The sequence below is a fragment of the Nocardioides oleivorans genome, from assembly GCF_004137255.1.
Classification (GTDB): Bacteria; Actinomycetota; Actinomycetes; order Propionibacteriales; family Nocardioidaceae; genus Nocardioides; species Nocardioides oleivorans.
On record NZ_SDWT01000002.1, the window covers coordinates 472,809 to 493,433 of the forward strand.

Annotated in this window: 12 protein-coding genes; 6 read left to right on the forward strand and 6 right to left on the reverse strand. The window is 71.8% G+C overall.

Annotated elements, in window-relative coordinates; all coding sequences use genetic code 11:
- Positions 1-17: 17 nt before the first annotated feature.
- Both arr and EUA93_RS17960 read left to right on the forward strand, forming a co-directional pair.
- Positions 18-416 (forward strand): NAD(+)--rifampin ADP-ribosyltransferase, encoded by a 399-nt coding sequence (arr, locus tag EUA93_RS17955; protein ID WP_242497494.1) that lies wholly within the window; start codon positions 18-20, stop codon positions 414-416.
- Positions 417-450: 34 nt separating this feature from the next.
- Entirely contained in the window at positions 451-1,338 is an 888-nt protein-coding gene (locus EUA93_RS17960) for an NAD-dependent epimerase/dehydratase family protein (RefSeq protein WP_129401657.1), read from the forward strand.
- Here the strand turns inward: EUA93_RS17960 and EUA93_RS17965 are convergent.
- Positions 1,328-2,413, reverse strand: a complete 1,086-nt coding sequence (locus EUA93_RS17965) for an SDR family oxidoreductase (RefSeq protein ID WP_207208825.1) — start codon at positions 2,411-2,413, stop codon at positions 1,328-1,330. The two genes, EUA93_RS17960 and EUA93_RS17965, sit on opposite strands and share 11 nt — an antisense overlap.
- Positions 2,414-2,549: 136 nt before the next feature.
- On the opposite strand from EUA93_RS17965, the gene EUA93_RS17970 reads away from it, so the two are divergent.
- Positions 2,550-4,952, forward strand: coding sequence for an FdhF/YdeP family oxidoreductase (locus tag EUA93_RS17970; RefSeq protein ID WP_242497495.1), 2,403 nt, complete (start codon positions 2,550-2,552; stop codon positions 4,950-4,952).
- Positions 4,953-4,984: 32 nt separating this feature from the next.
- On the opposite strand, the gene EUA93_RS17975 is transcribed toward EUA93_RS17970, so the two are convergent.
- Positions 4,985-6,715, reverse strand: a complete 1,731-nt coding sequence (locus EUA93_RS17975; protein WP_129401659.1) for a DEAD/DEAH box helicase — start codon at positions 6,713-6,715, stop codon at positions 4,985-4,987.
- Positions 6,716-6,755: 40 nt separating this feature from the next.
- Positions 6,756-7,322 (reverse strand): TerD family protein, encoded by a 567-nt coding sequence (locus EUA93_RS17980; protein ID WP_165355217.1) that lies wholly within the window; start codon positions 7,320-7,322, stop codon positions 6,756-6,758.
- A 114-nt stretch (positions 7,323-7,436) separates the two neighbouring features.
- On the opposite strand from EUA93_RS17980, the gene EUA93_RS17985 reads away from it, so the two are divergent.
- Together EUA93_RS17985 and EUA93_RS17990 are read left to right on the forward strand one after the other, a co-directional pair.
- A complete protein-coding gene (locus tag EUA93_RS17985) occupies positions 7,437-11,993 on the forward strand; it encodes an ATP-dependent helicase (RefSeq protein ID WP_129401661.1) in 4,557 nt (1,518 codons plus the stop codon).
- Positions 11,986-12,777 carry a DNA-formamidopyrimidine glycosylase family protein gene (locus tag EUA93_RS17990; protein ID WP_129401662.1) on the forward strand — a complete coding sequence of 264 codons (792 nt, stop codon included), beginning with the start codon at positions 11,986-11,988 and terminating at the stop codon, positions 12,775-12,777. Before EUA93_RS17985 ends, EUA93_RS17990 begins: the two co-directional genes overlap by 8 nt.
- Positions 12,778-12,799: 22 nt before the next feature.
- Here EUA93_RS17990 and EUA93_RS17995 read toward each other — a convergent pair whose 3' ends face one another.
- Together EUA93_RS17995 and EUA93_RS18000 are read right to left on the reverse strand one after the other, a co-directional pair.
- Positions 12,800-13,114, reverse strand: coding sequence for a helix-turn-helix domain-containing protein (locus EUA93_RS17995; protein WP_129401663.1), 315 nt, complete (start codon positions 13,112-13,114; stop codon positions 12,800-12,802).
- Between the two features lie 83 nt (positions 13,115-13,197).
- Positions 13,198-13,689, reverse strand: a complete 492-nt coding sequence (locus tag EUA93_RS18000; protein WP_242497496.1) for a CinA family protein — start codon at positions 13,687-13,689, stop codon at positions 13,198-13,200.
- A gap of 18 nt (positions 13,690-13,707) precedes the next feature.
- On the opposite strand from EUA93_RS18000, the gene EUA93_RS18005 reads away from it, so the two are divergent.
- On the forward strand, positions 13,708-15,486 hold the full coding sequence (locus EUA93_RS18005) for a glycoside hydrolase family 15 protein (RefSeq protein ID WP_129401664.1): 1,779 nt from the start codon (positions 13,708-13,710) through the stop codon (positions 15,484-15,486).
- A 49-nt stretch (positions 15,487-15,535) separates the two neighbouring features.
- Here EUA93_RS18005 and EUA93_RS18010 read toward each other — a convergent pair whose 3' ends face one another.
- On the reverse strand, positions 15,536-20,377 hold the full coding sequence (locus EUA93_RS18010; protein WP_165355218.1) for an ExeM/NucH family extracellular endonuclease: 4,842 nt from the start codon (positions 20,375-20,377) through the stop codon (positions 15,536-15,538).
- Positions 20,378-20,625: the final 248 nt, after the last annotated feature.

The following is a 20,625-nucleotide window of genomic DNA, read 5'->3' on the forward strand; positions in this document are numbered from 1 at the left end:
TGGGGAGAATGCCGCCCATGGACGACGACGGCCCCTTCTTCCACGGCACCAAGGCCGACCTGCAGCTCGGCGACCTGCTCGTGGCGGGGCGGCGGTCCAACTACCGGCCCGAGATCGTGATGAACCACATCTACTTCACCGCGCTCCCCGACGGCGCCGGGCTGGCGGCCGAGCTCGCGGCCGGCGACGAGGAACCGCGCGTGTACGTCGTCGAGCCCACCGGTCCGTTCGAGGACGACCCGAACGTGACCGACAAGAAGTTCCCGGGCAACCCCACGCGCTCGTTCCGCAGCACGTCACCGATCCGCGTCGTCGGCGAGAAGACCGACTGGACGCGGCTCACGCCGGAGGCCCTCCAGGGGTGGCGCGACCGACTGGCGGTCATCGAGCGCGAGCGCGGCGAGATCATCAACTGACGACGGACAAGGACCACCCGGGTAGGAAGGAGGCATGCGCATCTTCTTCACCGGCGGCAGCGGCAAGGCCGGCCGACACGTAGCCCCCTACCTCGCCGACCAGGGACACCAGGTGACCAACGCCGACCTCGTCCCCCTCGACCACGCGGACGTCGCGGACCTGCGGGTCGACCTCACCGATGCCGGCGAGGTCTACTCCGCGCTGGCCGGGCTGGCGACCTTCGACGAGCTGGACCTCCCGGAGAGGCCGACCTACGACGCGGTCGTGCACTTCGCCGCGATCCCGGCGATCCTCAAGCAGGCGGACGCCGCGACGTACGCCACGAATGTCCTCAGCACCTACCACGTGCTCGAGGCCGCGACCCGCCTCGGCATCCCCAAGGTGATCTTCGCGTCCTCCGAGACCACCTACGGCGTGTGCTTCGCGCAGGGCGAGCGCAAGCCCCTCTACGTCCCCGTCGACGAGGAGCACCCGACCGTCCCCGAGGACTCCTACGCCATGTCGAAGGTCGCCGGCGAGGTGACGGCGCGCTCCTTCCACGCCCGCACCGGCGCCGACATCTACGGCCTGCGGATCAACAACGTCATCGAGCCCCACGAGTACGCCGAGATGTTCCCGCCGTTCCTCGCCGACCCGGCCCTGCGGCGCCGCAACATCTTCGCCTACATCGACGTCCGCGACCTGGGACAGATGGTCCAGCGCTGCCTCGAGACCGACGGCCTGGGCTACGAGGTCTTCAACGTCGCCAACGCCGACATGTCGGTCTCGGCCTCGACGTCGGAGGTCATCGAGAGGTTCTACGACGGCGTCGAGGTGCGCCGCGAGATGGGACCGGACGAGACCTTCTACTCGATCGACAAGGCGCGCCGGCTCGTGGGCTTCGAGCCGCAGCACTCGTGGCGGGACGTGCTCACGGGATGATGCGCGCGTCGCGGTACCGCTGGGCGTAGTCGAAGAAGGCTGCCCGGGTGTCGCGGGTCGCGGAGAATCCCGCGGTGCGGCTCTTGTTCATGTCGGTGACGACCTCCATCTCGCGCCCGAGGTCGGCGTCGGAGTGCCACCACGACGCGACGCGCGACAGGTCCGCCTCGACGAGACCGTGGTCGGCGGCCAGGCGGCGCCACACCGGCTCGGCGTCAGCCATCGAATCGTCCAGCGTGCGCGGCGCGTCGGCGTACCCCTCCCACTCCAGGTCGAACCACGCCGCGACCTGGGGCCACAGCCAGCGCCACCGGAAGACGTCCCCGTTGGCGGTGTTGAACGCCTCGTCCTGGCCGGCGGGCGTGCTGGCCGCCCACGTCATCTGCTCGGCGAGCAGGTCGGCGTCGGTGACGTCGGTGAGGCCGTTCCACTGCTGCTCGGACCCGGGGAAGACGAACGGCCGGCCCGTCTCCCGGCACAGCGAGGCGTAGGCGCAGAGGGTGGCGACCATGTTCATCGCGTTGCCGGTGGCGAACCCGAAGACCGTGTGCGAGCGGTGCACGCTCCAGGTGAAGCCGTGGCGCTCGGCGGCGGCGAAGAGCTCGTCCTCCTGCGCGTAGTAGAAGTTCGGGTAGGGCAGCCGCGGCTCGTCCTCGTGGAAGGGCGTATCGGGCATCTCGCCCTTCCCGTAGGCCTCGAAGGGGCCGAGGTAGTGCTTGAGACCGGTCATCAGGGCGACGTGCCGCACCGAGCCGCCCGGCGACAGTGCCGCCAGGAGGTCACGCACGGCTCCTCCGTTGACCCGGATGTTCTCCGCCTCGGTCTCCATCCGGGTCCAGGCGGTGATGGCGACGAAGTCAGGGCGTACGTCGGCCAGTGCCTCGGCGAGCCCGTCGGCGTCTCCGAGGTCGGCCCTGACCGGGCGTACGTCGGGGTGCGGCGAGGTGCCGCTGCGGGACAGGCCGTAGGTCTCCCAGCCCTCCTCGACGAGGCGGCGCGCGACGGCCTGCCCGACGATCCCGGTGGCTCCCACGACCAGTGCTCGGCGCTGCGGGGTGGTGGGTGACTCGGACAACGGGACGTCCTCTCGGTGGCGGGCGGCCGCCGTCCGACGGCCGCTCCACGACCCTACGGAGCGCAGCCGCACGTGCGCCCGACGGGACACCCCTCCGAACCTGCCGCCCCGCCCACGGGAGGCGCACTCTGGAGGGGTGACCCTCCTCGACGCGCTCCGTGACGTGCCCACCCGCCTGCGCAACGCGGCCCGCCAGGTGCCGACCGACGACATCGACGAGCGCGACCTCGACGTCGACTCCTCGGCGCACGCCGCGGCGGGCGCGACGGCCGTGACCGTGGCCCTGCGCCGGGCCGTGGGCCAGATGGGCGTACGTCGCACCGGCAGCGCGCTGCTCCGGCTCAACCAGGTCGACGGGTTCGACTGCCAGGGGTGCGCCTGGCCCGACCCCGCGCCCGGTCACCGGCACACGGCCGAGTTCTGTGAGAACGGCGCGAAGGCGGTCGCCGAGGAGGCCACCAAGGAGCTGCTCGACCGCGAGTTCTTCGCGACCCACTCAGTCGCGGACCTGTCCGACAAGTCGGAGTTCTGGCTGGGCAAGCAGGGGCGGATCACCGAGCCGATGGTGCTGCGCCCCGGCGCGACCCACTACACGCCGATCTCGTGGGACGACGCGTTCGCCACGATGGCCGGCCACCTCACAGGACTGGCCAGCCCGGACGAGGCGGTCTTCTACACCTCCGGGAAGGCCTCCAACGAGGCCGCCTTCACCTTCCAGCTCTTCGCCCGCGAGCTCGGCACCAACAACCTGCCCGACTGCTCGAACATGTGCCACGAGTCGTCGGGATCGGCCCTGACCGAGACCATCGGCATCGGGAAGGGCTCGGTCAGCCTCGACGACGTCCACCGCGCCAAGCTCATCGTGGTGGTCGGGCAGAACCCCGGGACGAACCACCCGCGCATGCTCTCCGCGCTCGAGGAGGCCAAGGCCAACGGCGCGAGGATCATCTCGGTCAACCCGCTCGAGGAGGCCGGGCTCGTCCGCTTCAAGAACCCCCAGCACGCCAAGGGACTCACCGTCGGCACGGCCCTCGCCGACCTCCACCTGCCGGTCCGGCTCAACGGCGACCTCGCGCTCTTCCAGGCCATCGGGTCGCTGCTGGTCGAGTGGGACGCGCTCGACCACGACTTCCTCTCGCGCTACACCACCGGCTTCACCGAGTACGTCGCCCACGTCGCCGACCTCGACTGGGACAAGGTGCAGGCGTCGACCGGCCTCTCGCGCGAGCAGATCACCGAGGCGGCCCGGATGTTCGCCGACTCCCCCGCGACCGTGACGTGCTGGGCCATGGGCATCACCCAGCACCACAACGCCGTGGGCACGATCAAGGAGATCGTCAACGTGGCGTTGCTGCGCGGCGACATCGGCAAGCCCGGCGCGGGCCTGTGCCCGGTGCGCGGGCACTCCAACGTGCAGGGCGACCGCACCATGGGCATCTGGGAGCGCGTGCCGGACCACTTCCTCGACGCGATCCGTGACGAGTTCGGCTTCGAGCCGCCCCGCGAGCACGGCTACGACACCGTCAACGCGATCCGGGCGCTGCGCGACGGCAAGGTGAAGGTCTTCATGGCACTCGGCGGCAACTTCGTCGGCGCCACGCCCGACACCGACGCCACCGAGGCCGCGATGCGCAAGGCCGACCTGACCGTGCACGTGTCCACCAAGCTCAACCGCTCGCACGTCGTGCACGGCCGCGAGGCGCTGATCCTCCCGGCGCTGGGCCGCAGCGAGAAGGACCTCACGGGCGGGATCGTCCAGCGCGTCACCGTCGAGGACTCGATGTCGGCCGTCCACGCCTCGCACGGCCCCCTGGAGCCGGCGTCGCCGCACCTGAGGTCAGAGGTCGACATCATCTGCTCGCTGGCCCTCGCGACGCTCCCCGGCTCGGCGGTCCCGTGGGCGGCGATGCGGGCCGACTACCGCGAGATCCGCCGCCGGATCGCCCGCGTGGTGCCCGGCTGCGCGTCGTACGACGACAAGGTCGAGCAGCCGGGCGGCTTCGTCCTGCCCCACCCGCCCCGGGACAACCGGGTCTTCGAGACCGACAGCGGCAGGGCCGTCATCACCTCGACCCCGCTCGAGGTGCTCGACGTGCCGCAGGGGCGGCTGCTCCTGCAGACGCTCCGCTCGCACGACCAGTTCAACACCACGATCTACGGCCTCGACGACCGCTACCGCGGCGTCAAGGGCGGCCGCCGGGTCGTCTTCGTGCACCCGGCCGACATCGACGAGCTCGGGTTCCGGGACGGCGACCAGATCGACCTGGTCAGCGAGTGGAAGGACGGCGTCTCGCGGATCGCCCGGGACTTCCGGATCGTGTCCTACGACCAGCCCCGCGGCTGCGCGGCGGCGTACTACCCCGAGGCCAACCCGCTCGTGCCGCTCGACTCCACGGCCGACAAGAGCAACCAGCCGGTCTACAAGTCCCTCGTGGTCCGCCTGGAGCGTCCCGGGACCGCCACGGGAGGCGAAGGGGGCGGGTCCGCCGACCAGGGCTCCGGGTCGTCGCGCACCGACGAGCCCCACCACCTGGCCTAGGTCCCTCCGACCTGGTCAGGCGCCGTCCACGGTCAGGCGTCGTCCTCGGTCAGGGTCGTGGTCGGCAGCCAGTCCGCCCCGAGGAGCCGGGCGACGTCGGCGAGCCCGGTGGTGTCACCGCCGACGGTGTCGGACGCCGCTGCGATCCGCTCCACCATCACCTTGCCGACCTGCTCCTCGACGGTCTCCTCGGCATAGGCGATGTGCCACGGGGACACCTGGTGGTCGCGGTGCGTGCGGCCGGTGACCTGCCGGCCGGCGATGCCCGAGAAGCGGGCCTGGTGGAAGACCCCGACGCGAGGCTCCGTGCTCGCCCGACGGCCGTCGGCCAGGGTCTCGCCGGCGTGGAGGCTGATCGAGGCGACGGTGGTGAAGACGCAGACCTTCGCCTCGCCGGTCTGGAACCGGAGCCGCTCCGCCTCCGGGTCGAAGCGGTCGCGGCCGTAGATCGTGGCGACCTCGATGCCGGAGTCGCGCAGGCGGTCGGCGATGGGGTCGGCGGCGGTCGCGACGAACTCGACCGAGCAGGCGACCTGTCGTTCGGCCTCGACCTGCTGGGCGATCCAGGCGACGGTCGAGTCGACGCGGATCAACCCGGCCTTCTGGCGGAAGCGCAGAAGCGCCGCCCGCCCCTTCGCGGCGTTGCGCCCGCGTCGGGCGAGGTCCATCTCACGGCAGAACTCGCCCCACTCGGCCTGGTACGTCGTCCGCTCCGCCGGGGTGAGCTCCACGGGCATCCCCGAGATCGGCACCGGCCCCCAGGGCGCGGCCCGGTGCAGCATCGCCGGTGGTCGCTCCTCGTCGAGCCAGCCCCGCACGAGCTCGAGGTCGGCGGCCCGTCGCGCCGGGTCGGTGGTCCACGTCCCGCCGTGGCGTCCCTGCTCCACCCCGACGCCGTGCCGCTCCAGGGCGGCGGTGAACGTCTCCCCGGCCTTCGTCGCCGACGTCCACTCGCGCATCGGCTCGCCGAGCGCCTGCGCGTAGGCCGGGGCGAGGTACGGCAGCTCCAACGGCGTGTGCCCCGGGGTCGCGGTCGTCGCGATGACGAACGGCGCCTGGTCGTGCGCCCGCCCGTGCCCGGAGATCCTCGCCCAGAGCTTCCACCGCTTGGTCGTCGTACGACGCAGGGCGTGCGCCTCGTCCGCGATGATCACGTCCCAGGTGTGGTCCGTGACCTTGTCCAGCCGGTCCCAGGTGATCACGACCCACTCCAGGCCGCCGTGCCCCAGCGCCGTGATCGTGCGGCACCAGTGGCCGATCGTGATCGCTGCCGGCCGGTCCGCCACGACCAGCACCCGGCGTGCGCCTCGGAGGTCGCCGACCGCCGTCGCCCCCAGGACCGCGGAGATCGTCTTGCCGACGCCCGGCTCGTCGGCCAGCAGGAACTGCCGCCCACCGGCCGCGGCGCGCGCAGCGATCGCATCCGCCGCCTCGAACTGCAGCCTCCGTGGCTCGAGGTCGTCGGTCGGCTCGGGGTCGGGCACCCGGTCGTCGGGATTGAGGGTGTTCTCGACGAAGCGACCGAGCGTGAAGGGCCCCGGCGAGTACGGCGCCAGGTGCGCGGGCAGTGCGCGACCGACGTACAGGTGGGTCCTGACCGCCGGGTGCCAGGTGGCCCCGTCGACCTGCGTCCCGTAGGGCACGTCGAGCACCCACAGCCGCTCGCCCGGACCCGCGACCGGCAGCGGCCGCTCCTGCCGGGAGGTCCCCCGCCGGCCGGGTGCGCCGCCTCGACGAGCACCGGATCGTCGTCGGCTGGACACCCGCGAACGCTACGCGAGCCCGCGCTGCACCGCCGAACCCTCACACGAACGGCAGAAGCGCCTCGAGCGAGTCCGTGGGCGTCTTCAGGGCGATGCCGGTGCCGATCGCGCCGAGCTTCCAGCCCGACCCGTCGCGGAACAGCCTCGCCATGACGAGCCCCGTCTCCCGGACCCCGAGCGTCAGGGTGAACCGCGCCAGCTCGGTGCCGTCGTCGTCGAGGAGGCGGCAGTAGGCGTTGCGGATGTACTCCAGCGAGTGCCCCTGGTAGCTGCTGACCAGGAACAGGATCGACTCGACCTTGGCGTAGACCCGCCCCAGGTCCACGGTGATCACCTCGTCGTCGCCGTCGCCCTTCCCGGTGGTGTTGTCGCCCAGGTGCACGACCGATCCGTCCCGGGTCGCGAGGTGGTTGAAGAAGGCGAGGTCGAAGAACTGGCCACCGGCGAACTGCACCGCCGAGGCGTCGAGGTCGATGGGCGCTGCTCCGCTGCCGATGAACCCGGCCGTCGGGGCGTGGTCCCAGCCGACGGCCATCTGCACCTTGGTCAGGGCCTTGCCGTCCGGGGCGGCGAGGGTGACCTCCTGCCCCTCGGTCAGCTCGATCACGGTGGTCTCCTCCAGTTGGCTGTGCGTCCGAACGTAGCGCGGCCCTCCGCCGGAGCCCTCGACGCAGCTCTCGTCGGCCCGGCACTGTCGTACGCCAGTGACAGACTGCAGGGCATGACCGCACTCGACCGCTTCAGCGCACCGACGCGTGCGTGGTTCGAGGCGTCGTTCGCCGGTCCGACACCCGCGCAGGAAGGCGCCTGGACGAGCATCGCCGAGGGCCGACACGCGCTCGTCGTCGCGCCGACCGGCAGCGGCAAGACGTTGAGCGCCTTCCTCCACGCGATCGACCGGCTGATGACCAGCGAGCGTCCCGACGACAAGTCGAGACGGACCCGCGTCCTCTACATCTCCCCCCTCAAGGCGCTCGGCGTCGACGTCGAGCGCAACCTCCGGGCCCCGCTGACCGGCATCAAGAACACCGCGGAGCGGCTCGAGGCGACGGTCCCCGACGTGACCGTGGGCCTGCGCTCGGGCGACACGAGCCCGGCCGACCGCCGCAAGCTCGGCTCGACCCCGCCCGACATCCTCATCACCACGCCCGAGTCGCTGTTCCTCATGCTGACCAGCCAGGCGCGCGAGACGCTGCGCGGGGTGGACACGATCATCATCGACGAGGTCCACGCCGTCGCCGGCACCAAGCGCGGCGCCCACCTCGGCATCAGCCTCGAGCGGCTCGACGCCCTCCTCGACAAGCCCGCCCAGCGCATCGGGCTGAGCGCGACCGTGCGCCCGCTCGAGGAGGTCGCGCGCTTCCTGGGCGGCACCCAGCCGGTCGAGATCGTCGCCCCGCCCAGCACCAAGGAGTGGGACCTCAAGGTCGTCGTGCCCGTCGAGGACATGACCATGCCGGAGGAGTACGACGAGGAAGCGGGCGATCCCGGCCGCTCCCAGAGCATCTGGCCCCACGTCGAGGAGCACGTGGTCGACCTCGTCGAGCAGCACCGCTCGACGATCGTCTTCGCCAACTCCCGCCGCCTCGCCGAGCGGCTGACCGCCCGGCTCAACGAGATCGCCGCGGCCCGAGCCGGGGTCGAGGTCGAGGACGGGTCAGGACCGGGCGCCCAGCAACCGGCGCAGGTGATGGCCCAGTCCGGCCAGAGCAGCGGCGCGGAGGGCCTGCTCGCCAAGGCCCACCACGGCTCGGTCTCCAAGGAGCAGCGGGCGATCATCGAGGACGACCTCAAGCGCGGTCGCCTCCCCTGCGTCGTCGCCACCAGCAGCCTCGAGCTCGGCATCGACATGGGCTCGGTCGACCTGGTCATCCAGATCGAGTCGCCGCCGAGCGTGGCGAGCGCCCTCCAGCGGGTCGGCCGTGCCGGTCACCAGGTCGGCGAGACCAGCCGCGGCGTGCTGTTCCCCAAGCACCGGGGCGACCTCGCCCAGACCGCCGTCGCGGTCGAGCGGATGCGCACCGGCGCCATCGAGAAGATGTCGATTCCGGCCAACCCGCTCGACGTCCTCGCCCAGCAGGTCGTGGCCATGCTCGCGATGGACGAGTGGCAGGTCGACGAGATGTTCGCGCTGATGACCCGCGCCGCGTCCTACACCCAGCTCCCCCGCTCCGCCTTCGACGCGACGCTCGACCTGCTCAGCGGCCGCTACCCCAGCGACGAGTTCGCCGAGCTGCGCCCGCGCATCGTGTGGGACCGCGTCACCGGCGCACTGACCGGTCGGCCCGGCGCCCAGCGCTTGGCGGTGACCAGCGGCGGCACGATCCCCGACCGCGGTCTCTTCGGTGTCTTCCTCGTCGGGGAGAAGGCCTCCCGGGTCGGCGAGCTCGACGAGGAGATGGTCTACGAGTCGCGCGTCGGCGACGTGTTCGCGCTGGGCGCCACGAGCTGGCGGATCGAGGACATCACCCACGACCGCGTGCTCGTCACGCCGGCCCCCGGCATCCCGGGCCGCCTGCCGTTCTGGAAGGGCGACGCCCTCGGCCGTCCCGCCGAGCTCGGCGCGGCCGTCGGCGCCTTCACCCGCGAGCTGGCCGCGAAGCCCCACGACAAGGCGGTCGCCCTGGTGCGGGAGCGCGGGCTCGACGACTACGCCGCGACCAACCTCGTCACCTACGTCGGCGAGCAGCGTGAGGCCACCCAGGTCGTGCCCAGCGACACCCAGATCGTCGTCGAGCGCTTCCGTGACGAGCTCGGCGACTGGCGGCTCGTCGTCCACTCCCCCTACGGCACCCCCGTCCACGCACCCTGGGCACTGGCGATCAACGCCCGGCTCCGCGAGCGCTTCGACGTCGACGGCCAGGCCGTGGCCTCCGACGACGGCATCGTCATCCGGATCCCCGACACCGACGCCGAGCCGCCGACGGGCGAGGTCGTCGTCTTCGAGCCCGAGGAGATCGACCAGATCGTCACCCAGGAGGTCGGCGGCTCGGCGTTGTTCGCCAGTCGTTTCCGCGAGTGCGCCGCGCGCGCCCTCCTGCTCCCCCGCCGCGACCCCGGGCGCCGCAGCCCGCTGTGGCAGCAGCGCCAGCGCAGTGCCCAGCTCCTCGAGGTGGCCTCGCAGTACCCCGCCTTCCCGATCGTCCTCGAGGCCGTGCGCGAGTGCCTCCAGGACGTCTACGACCTGCCCGCGCTCGTGGCCCTCCTCGGTCGCGTCCAGCGGCGCGAGGTCACCGTCGTCGACGTCGCCACGACCCAGCCGAGTCCCTTCGCCCGCAGCCTGCTCTTCGGCTACGTCGCCCAGTTCGTCTACGAGGGCGACTCCCCCATCGCCGAGCGCCGGGCGGCTGCGCTCTCGCTCGACCAGGGCCTGCTCGCCGAGCTGCTCGGCCGTGCCGAGCTCCGCGAGCTGCTCGACCCCGAGGTGCTCACCGAGGTCGAGGCCGAGCTCCAGTGGCTGGCCGACGACCGCCGCGCCCGCGATGCCGAGGCGGTCGCCGACCTGCTGCGCCTCATCGGCCCGTCGTCGACCGAGGAGATCCGCGCGCGTGCCGTCGACGGGGCCGACGTCGAGGGATGGCTCGCCTCGCTGGCCGACGTACGCCGTGTGGTCGAGGTCCGTATGGCGGGCGAGGACCGCTGGACCGCGATCGAGGACATCGGCCGCCTGCGCGACGGCCTCGGCGTGCCCGTCCCGGTCGGCACGCCCGACGCCTTCCTCCAGCTCCCCGAGGACCCGCTCGGCGACCTCGTCTCCCGCTACGCCCGCAGCCACGGTCCGTTCACCACGGCCGAGGTCGCGACCCGGCTCGGCCTCGGCGAGGCCGTCGCGCGGCAGACCCTGCAACGGCTGGCGCACCGGGGCCGCGTCCTCGACGGCGAGTTCCGACCGTCCGGATCGGGCAGCGAGTGGTGCGACGCCGAGGTCCTGCGCAAGCTCCGACGTCGCTCGCTGGCCCGCCTGCGCCAGGAGATCGAGCCCGTCAGCCACGACGCGGTCGCCCGGTTCCTACCGGCCTGGCAGAAGGTCGGCGGCGGCCTTCGCGGCCTCGACGGCGTGATCGCCGCGATCGACCAGCTCGCGGGTTGCCCTGTCCCGGCCAGCGCCATCGAGCCGCTCGTGCTGGCTGCCCGCGTCCGTGACTACGAGCCCTCCATGCTCGACGAGCTCACCGCCTCGGGCGAGGTCATCTGGGCCGGCCACTCGCCGCTCCCCGGCAGCGACGGGTGGGTCAGCCTGCACCTCGCCGACCAGGCTCACCTCACGCTGCCCGAGGGCGAGGGCGACGAGGAGCCCGACGGCCTCCAGCGCGCTGTCCTCGACGCCCTCGACCCCGGCGGTGCGTGGTTCTTCCGCCAGCTCTCCGACCGCATCGGGGCGACGAGCGACGCCGAGCTCAGCACCGCCCTGTGGGAGCTGGTCTGGAAGGGCCTGGTCACCAACGACACCCTCGCCCCGCTGCGGGCGCTGGTCCGCAGCGGTACGCCGTCGCACCGCACCCGTCGTACGCCGCCGCGGCTGGGCCGCACGACCAGCGGGCGTGGCGGCGCCTCGCGAGGCCGGATGCCGGCCCGCACGGGGCCGCCGGAGACCGCCGGCAGGTGGGCACTATTGCCCGAGCGGGACGACGACCCGACCCGTCGGGCGCACGCCCGTGCCGAGCACCTCCTCGAGCGACACGGGGTGGTGACCCGCGGGGCCGTGATGAGCGAGCGCGTCGTCGGCGGCTTCGCAGGGGTCTACAAGGTGCTGAGCGCCTTCGAGGACACCGGTCGCTGCCGGCGCGGCTACTTCATCGAGGGGCTAGGTGCGGCCCAGTTCGGCAGCGCGGGGGCGATCGACCGGCTCCGCACCTTCTCCGAGCCCGACAGCCGCAGGTCCGGCGCCAAGGCCGTTGTGGTCGCGCTCGCGGCCACCGACCCGGCCAACGTGTTCGGCGCCGCGCTCCCGTGGCCGGAGCCGGTCGACCCCGACCGCGCGGGCCACCGCCCGGGTCGCAAGGCCGGTGCCCTCGTCGTCACCGTCGACGGGGAGCTCACCGTCTACGTCGAGCGCGGCGGCAAGACCCTGCTCACCTGGAGCGAGGAGATCGACGTGCTCACCCCGGCGATGACGGCCCTCGCCGACGCGGCGCGGCGCGGCGCCCTCGGCCGGCTGACGGTCGAGAAGGCCGACGGCCAGCAGCTCATCGGCGGCGGTGGGGAGACCCCCATCCGGCTCGCGCTCGCAGCAGCCGGGTTCGTCGCCACCCCGAAGGGACTGAGGCTCCGTGCCTGAGGGAGACACCGTCTACCGCGCCGCGGCCAAGCTCGACCGCGCGCTGACCGGTCACCGGCTCACCGTCACCGACTTCCGGGTCCCGGCGTTCGCCACCGTCGACCTGCGCGAGGGCGAGGTGATCCGCACGCTGTCGCGCGGCAAGCACCTGCTCACCCGCATCGACCACCAGCGCGCCTGGACCCTCCACACCCACCTCAAGATGGAGGGCTCCTGGCACGTCTACCCCGAGGGCGAGAAGTGGCGGCGCCCCGGCGACCAGGTCCGCATCGTGCTCGGCATCGAGGGGCGCAACGCCGTCGGCTTCCAGCTCGGCATCGTCGAGCTGGTGCCGCGCGAGGCGGAGGCCGACCTGGTCGCCCACCTCGGGCCAGACCTCCTCGGCCCCGACTGGGACGAGGAGCGGGCCGTGGCCAACCTCCGGAGCGAGCCCGACCGGCCCGTCGCCCAGGCGCTGCTCGACCAGCGCAACCTCGCCGGCATCGGCAACATGTACATGGCCGAGCTCTGCTTCACGATGGGCGTGAACCCGGCCAACGCCGTGCGCACCGTCGACCAGCTGCCCCGGCTGGTGCGCCGCGGGAGGCAGATGCTCGAGGTCAACAAGGAGCGCGCGATCCAGACCACGACCGGCGACCTGCGCGAGCGGGAGCGGATGTGGGTCTACCGCCGCGACACGTCACCGTGCCGCCGATGTCGTACGCCGATCGCGGTAGCGATGCTCGGCGACCCCGGCCGCGAGCGGGCGACGTACTGGTGCCCGAGCTGCCAGCCCGAGCGGTAGTCCGCACCTGGGCGGACGGACCTCAGGCCGCGGAGGCGACCACGTCGCCGGCGGAGGCGATCGGTGCGGCCGCGATGGTGGGCACCGACAGGCCGAGGGCGACCTCCTCGAGCGCCACGGCGTCGGCGACCTCGCGCAGCACGTCGGACAGCGGGAGGTCCATCGCCTGGCACAGCGAGGCGAGGAGCTCGGAGGACGCTTCCTTCTGGCCGCGCTCGATCTCGGAGATGTAGCCCAGGCTCACCCGGGCCTCGGCCGAGAGCTCCCTTAGGGTCATCCCGCGCTGCATCCGCGCACCGCGCAGCACCTCACCGAGCAGTCGTCGGAAGAGCACCATGCGCGAGTCCTTCTGTTCGATGTCGGATGAGTCGAGGGGAAGTCGTCTGGCCCAACGCTACCCGAGGGCCCATTCTTCCCGGGTCACAACCTGCGATCCGGGACGAGTATGGCCGCCAGCACCGACAGCACCTCCGCGCACGTCGCCTCGCGGATCGCTGCCCGGTCCCCCGACAGGGCGAGCAGCCGGGTCTCCACCGACGACGGGCCGGCGACCGCGACCCACACCGTCCCGACCGGCTGGCCGTCCTGCGGGTCCGGACCGGCGACCCCGGTCGTCGCGAGCCCCCACGTCGCGTCGAGGCGACGTCGTACGCCTGTCGCCATCGCGGCCGCGCACTCCTCGGAGACCACCCCGTGCTGCTCGACGACCGAGGCCGGCACGTCGAGCGCGGAGATCTTCACCCGGGTCGCGTAGGACACCACGCCGCCGACGAAGCTCCGCGAGGCACCGGGGACGTCGGTCAGCCTGGCCGCGAGCAGGCCGCCCGTCAGGGACTCGGCAGTCGCGACCGTCTCGCCGCGCCGGGCCAGGCTGTCCAGGATCTCGGGCAGCATCAGCTCGGGCAACCGCATGTCCGCGAGACTAACGACATGGCACTCCCCATCGAGGACTACGCGCTGATCGGCGACCGCGGCACGGCCGCGCTGGTGGGGAGGGACGGATCCATCGACTGGCTGTGCCTGCCGCGCTTCGACTCCCCCGCCTGCTTCGCCGCCCTCCTCGGCACCGAGGACCACGGCCGGTGGCTGCTCGCCCCCGCCGACGAGGTCGTGTCGACGAGTCGGAGGTACGTCGACGGCACGGCGATCCTGGAGACGACCTTCACCACCGCCGGGGGCGAGCTGGTGCTGCTCGACGTGATGCCGGTGGGCGACGACCGCGCGGACGTCGTGCGCCGCGTCACCTGCACGCGCGGGACGGTGCTGGTCCGCCACGACTGGGTGGTGCGCACCGACTACGGACGGGTGCGCCCGTGGGTCACCCGTGAGCACGCCCACGGCAACGAGGTCGTCGTCGCGATCGCCGGTCCCGACAAGCTGGTGCTGCGCGGACCACGACTGCCGGCCGGGCACAGCGGCCACCACCGCGACGAGTTCGAGATGAACGAGGGCGACGAGGCGACGTTCTCCACGACCTGGGTGCGGTCGTGGCGCGAGGTCCCGAAGCCGATGGGGTTCGACGAGCGGATCGCGGCGACCACCGACCAGCAGCGCGAGTGGTCGGCCCGGTCACCCAGCGACGTGCCGCACGCCGACATGGTGCGGCGCAGCCTCCTCACCCTGATGCTGATGACGCACGCCGACACGGGCGGGATCGTCGCGGCACCCACCACCTCGCTCCCCGAGGACTTCGGCGGCGAGCGCAACTGGGACTACCGGTTCTGCTGGCTGCGCGACGCCGCGCTGACGCTCGAGTCGCTGCTCGGCGCCGGGTACGCCGACGAGGCACTCGAGTGGCGCCACTGGCTGCTGCGGGCGGTGGCCGGCGACCCTGCCGACCTCCAGATCATGTACGCCGTCGACGGCGGCCGTGACCTGCCCGAGCGCGAGCTCGGCCACCTCCCCGGCTACGCCGACAGCCGGCCGGTGCGGATCGGCAACGGCGCCGTGACGCAGCGCCAGAACGACGTCCTCGGCGAGGTGATGATCGCCCTCGAGCTGTCGCGGCAGGCGGGGCTCGACGAGACCCGCAACTCGTGGGCCCTCCAGCGCGCCCTCGTCGAGGAGCTCGCCGAGCACTGGGACGAGCCCGACAACGGGCTGTGGGAGATCCGAGGGCCGCAGCGGCACTTCACCCACTCGCGGGTGATGGTGTGGGTCGCCTTCGACCGCGCTGTGCGCGCCGTGGAGGACCACGGGCTCGAGGGGCCGGTCGAGCGGTGGCGCGAGCTGCGTGACCGGGTGCGTGAGGAGGTCCTCGACAAGGGCTACGACGCCGAGCGCGGCACCTTCACGCAGCACTACGACACCCGCGAGGTCGACGCCTCGCTCCTCACCATCCCGCTCGTCGGGTTCCTCCCCGGCGACGACCCGCGCGTGCTCGGCACCATCGACGCGGTCACGGACGACCTGATGCGCAACGGGCTGCTCGTGCGCTACCGGACCCAGAGCGGGGTCGACGGCCTGGAGGGCGACGAGCACCCGTTCCTGGCCTGCTCGTTCTGGCTGGTCGCCGCGCTCGCTGCCGCGGGCCGGCGCGACGAGGCCGAGGAGCTCATGGAGCGCCTGTGCGGGCTCGCGAACGACGTGGGGCTGCTCTCCGAGGAGTACGACACGACGTACGACGGTGGCCGCGGCCGCATGGCCGGCAACTTCCCGCAGGCGTTCAGCCACCTCGCGCTCGTGCAGGCGGCCCTCGCCCTGCGGTAGCAGGACGAGGGCCGCGAGCCGTGCCGGTGTGCGGACCGGCGGCCGTGGGTCAGCGCTTGATGCGGAGCTTCACCACGGTCTTCTCAGCGGCCACGTCGCCGTTGCCCGTGAAGCGGACGACGACCTTCTTGGTGCCGGGGTTCTTGAAAGCCGGCAGCTTGATGATGGCGACGCCCTTCTTGCTCACCTTCACCTCGACGACCTTCTTGGTGCCCTTCACCTGGGCGGTGACGGTGCCCCTCGGGTTCGCGCCGTCGGCCGTGACCTTGACCTTGACCTTGAACCGGACCTTCTGGCCGACCTTGCCCTGGGCGTTGAAGGACTTGATCGTGGCCTCGGCCTTCTCCTCCGGGGTCGGGACCGGCTCCGGGTTCGGGCTCGGCGTCGGGGTCGGCGTCGGGTTGGGCGTCGGGTTCGGCGTCGGGTCCGTGGTGGGCGGGGTCGTCGTGCCGGCCTTCACCGGCAGGGTGACCCGCGTCCTGGACGGAGCGGCGACGAGCTCGACCGTGGCACCCGTGGGCGTCCCGGCGGGGACCGTCAGGTTGATCGACGCGACACCGGCGGTGACCGGGAATTCGCCGATCGTCGTACGGGTCGAGCCGTTGACCAGAGTCGCGGTGACCTTGGTGGTGGCCGGGCTTCCCTGGGAGGTCAGGTCCAGCGTGGTGCCGGTGATCGGCGCCACGGTGCCACCCGTCGCCGTACCGAGCTGGAACGACGCGGCCTGACCGGCGGTCAGCTCGGACGGCAGGCCGGTGGCGAAGACCTGCTGACGGGCGAAGTCGGGCGACAGCGGCTTGTTCGTCGCGAGGTAGTCCCGCCAGAGCTGGCCGTCGAGCACACCGGTGTCGACGGACTTGCCCTGCGTGAAGGCACGGAAGTTGTCACCACCAGCAGCCAGGAAGGAGAGCGTCGAGACCGTGTAGGTCTTCGCCGGGTCGAGCAGCACACCGTTGATGCGCACGGAGGTGATCCGCTCGCCCGCAGGCTTGGACTTGTCCGCCGTCACCTCGACGTTGTCGGACAGGGCGAGCTGCAGGTACGGCCGGCTGGGGGCCGGACCGCTGAGCACGGACTGCCACTGCTGCTCCAGGACGGACTTGAGCGTCGAGCCCGACATCTCCACGATCGCGACCGTGTTGTTGAACGGCAGGACCGCGTTGGCCTCGGCGTAGGTGACCACACCGTCGACGTTGGCCGCGTTGGAGCTGGTGTCGCCCTTGAAGGTGAGCTCGGCGCGCAGTCCACCCGAGTTGGTGATGCCCAGGTCGGGCTTGGCGAACTTCGCCGCACCGTCGCGGAGGGCGTTGGCCACCAGGCCACCGAGCGTCGACTCGGAGGCGCGGTCGTCACGCGATCCACCGGTGTATCCGCCGGCGCCCTGCGTGCCGCCCGTGTGGGCCGTCGTGATGTCTCCGGTGATCCGACCGATCTCCTGGTTGCCCACGACTGCCGCCTTTGCGAGGGCAGCGTCGACGATCGTCTTGACCGTGGACACGGCACCCAGGCTCAGGTTCTCGTTGGTGGCGCGAGCGACGTTCTTCTGCGTGTGCGAGGTGACCGTGCCGGTGGCGGGGTCGAACGTCAGGACGATCTGGCCGATGAACTCGCCGTAGCTGCCGGTCTGCAGGACCGGACGGGTGGTTCCGGCGGGCGCTCCGGGCACCTGGGCGTCCCAGGCGTACTGCTTGTGCGTGTGGCCGGTGAAGATGGCGTCGACCTGGGCAGACGTCTTGGTCACGATGTCGGTGAAGGCGCTCGGCTGGGCGAGCTCCTGCTCGAGCGTGGCGCCCTCGGGCGTGCCGGCACCGGCACCCTCGTGGTACTCGGCCACGATGACGTCGGCCTCGCCGTTGGCCTCGTCGCCGTCGCTGAGCTGCGTGGCCACGCGGTTGACGGCAGCGACCGGATCACCGAACGTCACGTCCGCCACACCGGCCGGAGAGACGAGCGAGGGGGTCTCGGACGTCACGACGCCGATGACACCGACTGTCACACCGCCGACCTCGTAGGTCTGGTACTCGCGGAGCGCCGGGGTCGTGGTGCCCTTGCCGTACACGTTGGCACCGAGGTAGTCCCAGCTCGCCGCGGAGTCGACACGACCGGTCAGGTCGGCGAAGCCCTGGTCGAACTCGTGGTTGCCCACCGCCGAGGCCTCGAGGCCGAGCGCGTTGAGGACATCGATGGTCGGCTGGTCCTTGTCGAGCGCGGAGGCGAACAGCGACGCACCGATGTTGTCACCGGCGGAGAGGAACAGCGTGTTCTCGTTCTGGGCACGCAGCTGCTCGACGGTGGTGGCGAACCTGGTGGTGTTGGCGTCGATGCGACCGTGGAAGTCGTTGATGTTCAGCAGCTGGACGTCGACCGGGCCCGTGGGCGCCGACGCGGTGGACAGGCCGACCTTGATCGGGTCGTGGTCCGAGGCGCGGAACTGGTTGGGCTCGTAGAAGTCGGTGACGTTGTAGTTGTGGCGGCTGTACTCGAACGCGATGGCCTCGCCCGAGTTGATGTTCCAGATGTCCGAGCCGGTCACCATCTCCACTCCCGCCGGGTTGGCGAGGATGTGGTCGAGCGAGCCGGACTGGCCGCTGAACGAGTAGGTGTACTCACCCTCGGGCGCGAGGTTCTCGTAGTCGTCGCCGTGGAGGACCTGCATCGGGTCCTCCATGGAGTACGAGTTGAAGTCACCCGTCAGGAAGATCGCACCGTTGCCGCCGAGGGCGTCGGAGAATTCCGTGGCAAAGTCCGACAGCGCGCCCGCCTGGGCGACGCGGTCCGCGTTCGAGAGACCCTGGCCCGTGCCGTCGTCGGCGCCCGAGCCCTTGGACTTGAAGTGGTTGACGATCACGGTGAACGCGTCCGAGCTCGGAGCTCCCACCTCCTTGAAGCCCTGGGCGAGGGGCTGACGCGCGTTGTTGAACGCGGCGTTGCCGACCAGCACCTTCGAGGTGCCGACCATGGCGACCTCGGCGGGCTGGTAGATGAACGCGTTGCGGATGACGTCCTGCGTGCCGACGGCCGGGAGCCCGGAGGCGTCGGGAGACGGGACGAGGGCCCACTTGGTGGAGCCGGCCGCCTGGTTGAGCGCGGCGACGAGCGTCGAGAGCGCCTGGTCGCGGTTCTTGTTGAACTTGACCGAGTTCTCGATCTCCTCGAGCGAGACGACCGAGGCGTCGAGCTTGTTGATCGCCGCGACGATCTTGGTCTGCTGGCGCTGGAGGTTCACGTCGTTAGCAGCGCCACGGGGGCCGGCGTCACCGCAGGAGTTCGCGGTGATCGGGTTGCCGGCGCGGTCCTTGTACGTCGACGTGCACCCCGCGATCTCGGCGGTCTGGGTGAAGTAGTTGAGCACGTTGAACGACGACAGCGAGATGTCGCCGCCGACCTCGGCCGGGGCGGCCTCGGCCAGGCGCGTGTTCTGGAAGGTCGCCGTGGAGGCACCCGCGCCGGTCACCTGCTGACGCGGCTGGAGCTTCCAGGTGCTGTTGCGGTACTCGAGGACGACCCCTCCGGTGCCGAGCGTCGCCCGGGCGCCGACGCGGACCGGGTTCTCCTTCGAGAGCCACGGCAACGCGACGCCCTGGTTGGCCGACGTGAGGAAGTTGGTCGACGCACCGTCGTCCAGGACGACCCCACGGGCGGCGTTGTCGGCGACGACCGCCGCGATGGCGGACGCGTCCTGCGCGTCAGCGACCTCGGTCGGCGTGAGGAGCGGCTCGGTGCCGGTCGCCAGGCCGATCTCGGCGTACTGGTTGGTCGAGTAGGTGTTGCTGACCGTGAAGGTGTCCGTCGGCGCCAGGAGCATGCCCTCCTGCGCCTCGCGGCCGGCCTCGGTCGTGGGGTAGGCGATCGCCAAGGGGGTGACGGGCGCCAGGGCGGTCGAGAGCTCGACGACCCCACCGGACGCGGGCGTGATCTGGGTCGTGCCGTTGAACTCCGACACGGGACCGGTCACCTTGACGGAGTCGCCGATCTCGAGGCCCTGCGGGTTGGTGAAGCCGGTCCCGCCGTAGACGAAGATCGCGTCGGACGCACCAGGGGTGGCGTCGGTCGTTCCTCCGGTGCCGGCAGTCTGGACGTACATGCCGTTGTAGCCGCCCGTGGCGTACATCGCGGTGACGATGCCCTCGACCTTGACGGTCGTGTTGTTGTACGGCGAGGTGGCCGCGTCGGCGCCCTGGACCTGAGCGATCGTCAACGTCTGGCCGGGCTCGGGCTCGGGCTCGGGGTCGGTGCCCCCGCCGCCTGACGGCGTCGGCGACGGCGCGGCGGTCGTGAAGTCCGCGGAGTTGCTGTCCGAGTCGGCGCCGGTGGCGTTCCGGTTGAGCGACACGGTGGTCGAGGCCGAGCCTGCGGCAGCCGTCTCGAAGGTGGTCGAGCCCGAGGCGCCGACCATGTCGACGATGCCGGCAGCCCCTGCGACGTTGCCGGAGACGGTCAGGACCGTCGAGCTGGTCTGCAGGAGGGTCTGGCCCCCGGCAGCGGCCATGTTGAAGGCCGGGCTGGCGACCTGGTCGGGCGTCGGGAGCGCGGCGCCGCTGGCGCCGGTGGCCGACATCTGGACGAGCCAGGTGCCGTGGGCAGGGACGGTCCCGGCGAGGGCGAACGGCGGGCCGCCGGAGCCACCGCCTGCGGACTTGTAGGAGAGGTAGAGACCCGAGAGGGACATCGGCGCCCCGGTCGGGTTCTTGATCTCGACGTAGTCGGCGTTGTAGAGCGCGCCGTTGTTGCCGCCCGCGCCGTAGACCTCGTTGATCACGAGGGCCGTACCCGCGGGGTTGGCCGAGGCGGGCGCGAACGCGCCCGCTGCCAACGCCAGCGAGCTGGCGAGGAGGGTGATGCCCGTGGCGGCCGCGAGGGGCCGGCGCAGGGGCGAAGGACGTGAAGGCATGGAGGAATGACTCCCAGTGTGGAGTTGTCGGGACCCGAGAGGTCCCCCGGTCGGGGACCGGGGACAGTCAGTCCCGCCGACGTGTCCCGTCGGTGAACGTCTCCTTGACCCGAGCCGACCTCGACAAGGCACGACGTGCACAGACCACCTCGACTGCGCCGAAAGCCCCATTCCACGGGGCTTGTGGCGACTTTCGGATGATGACAGGGCTCACACGAGGGCGACATGGCAGAGGCCCGGTCGTCGGT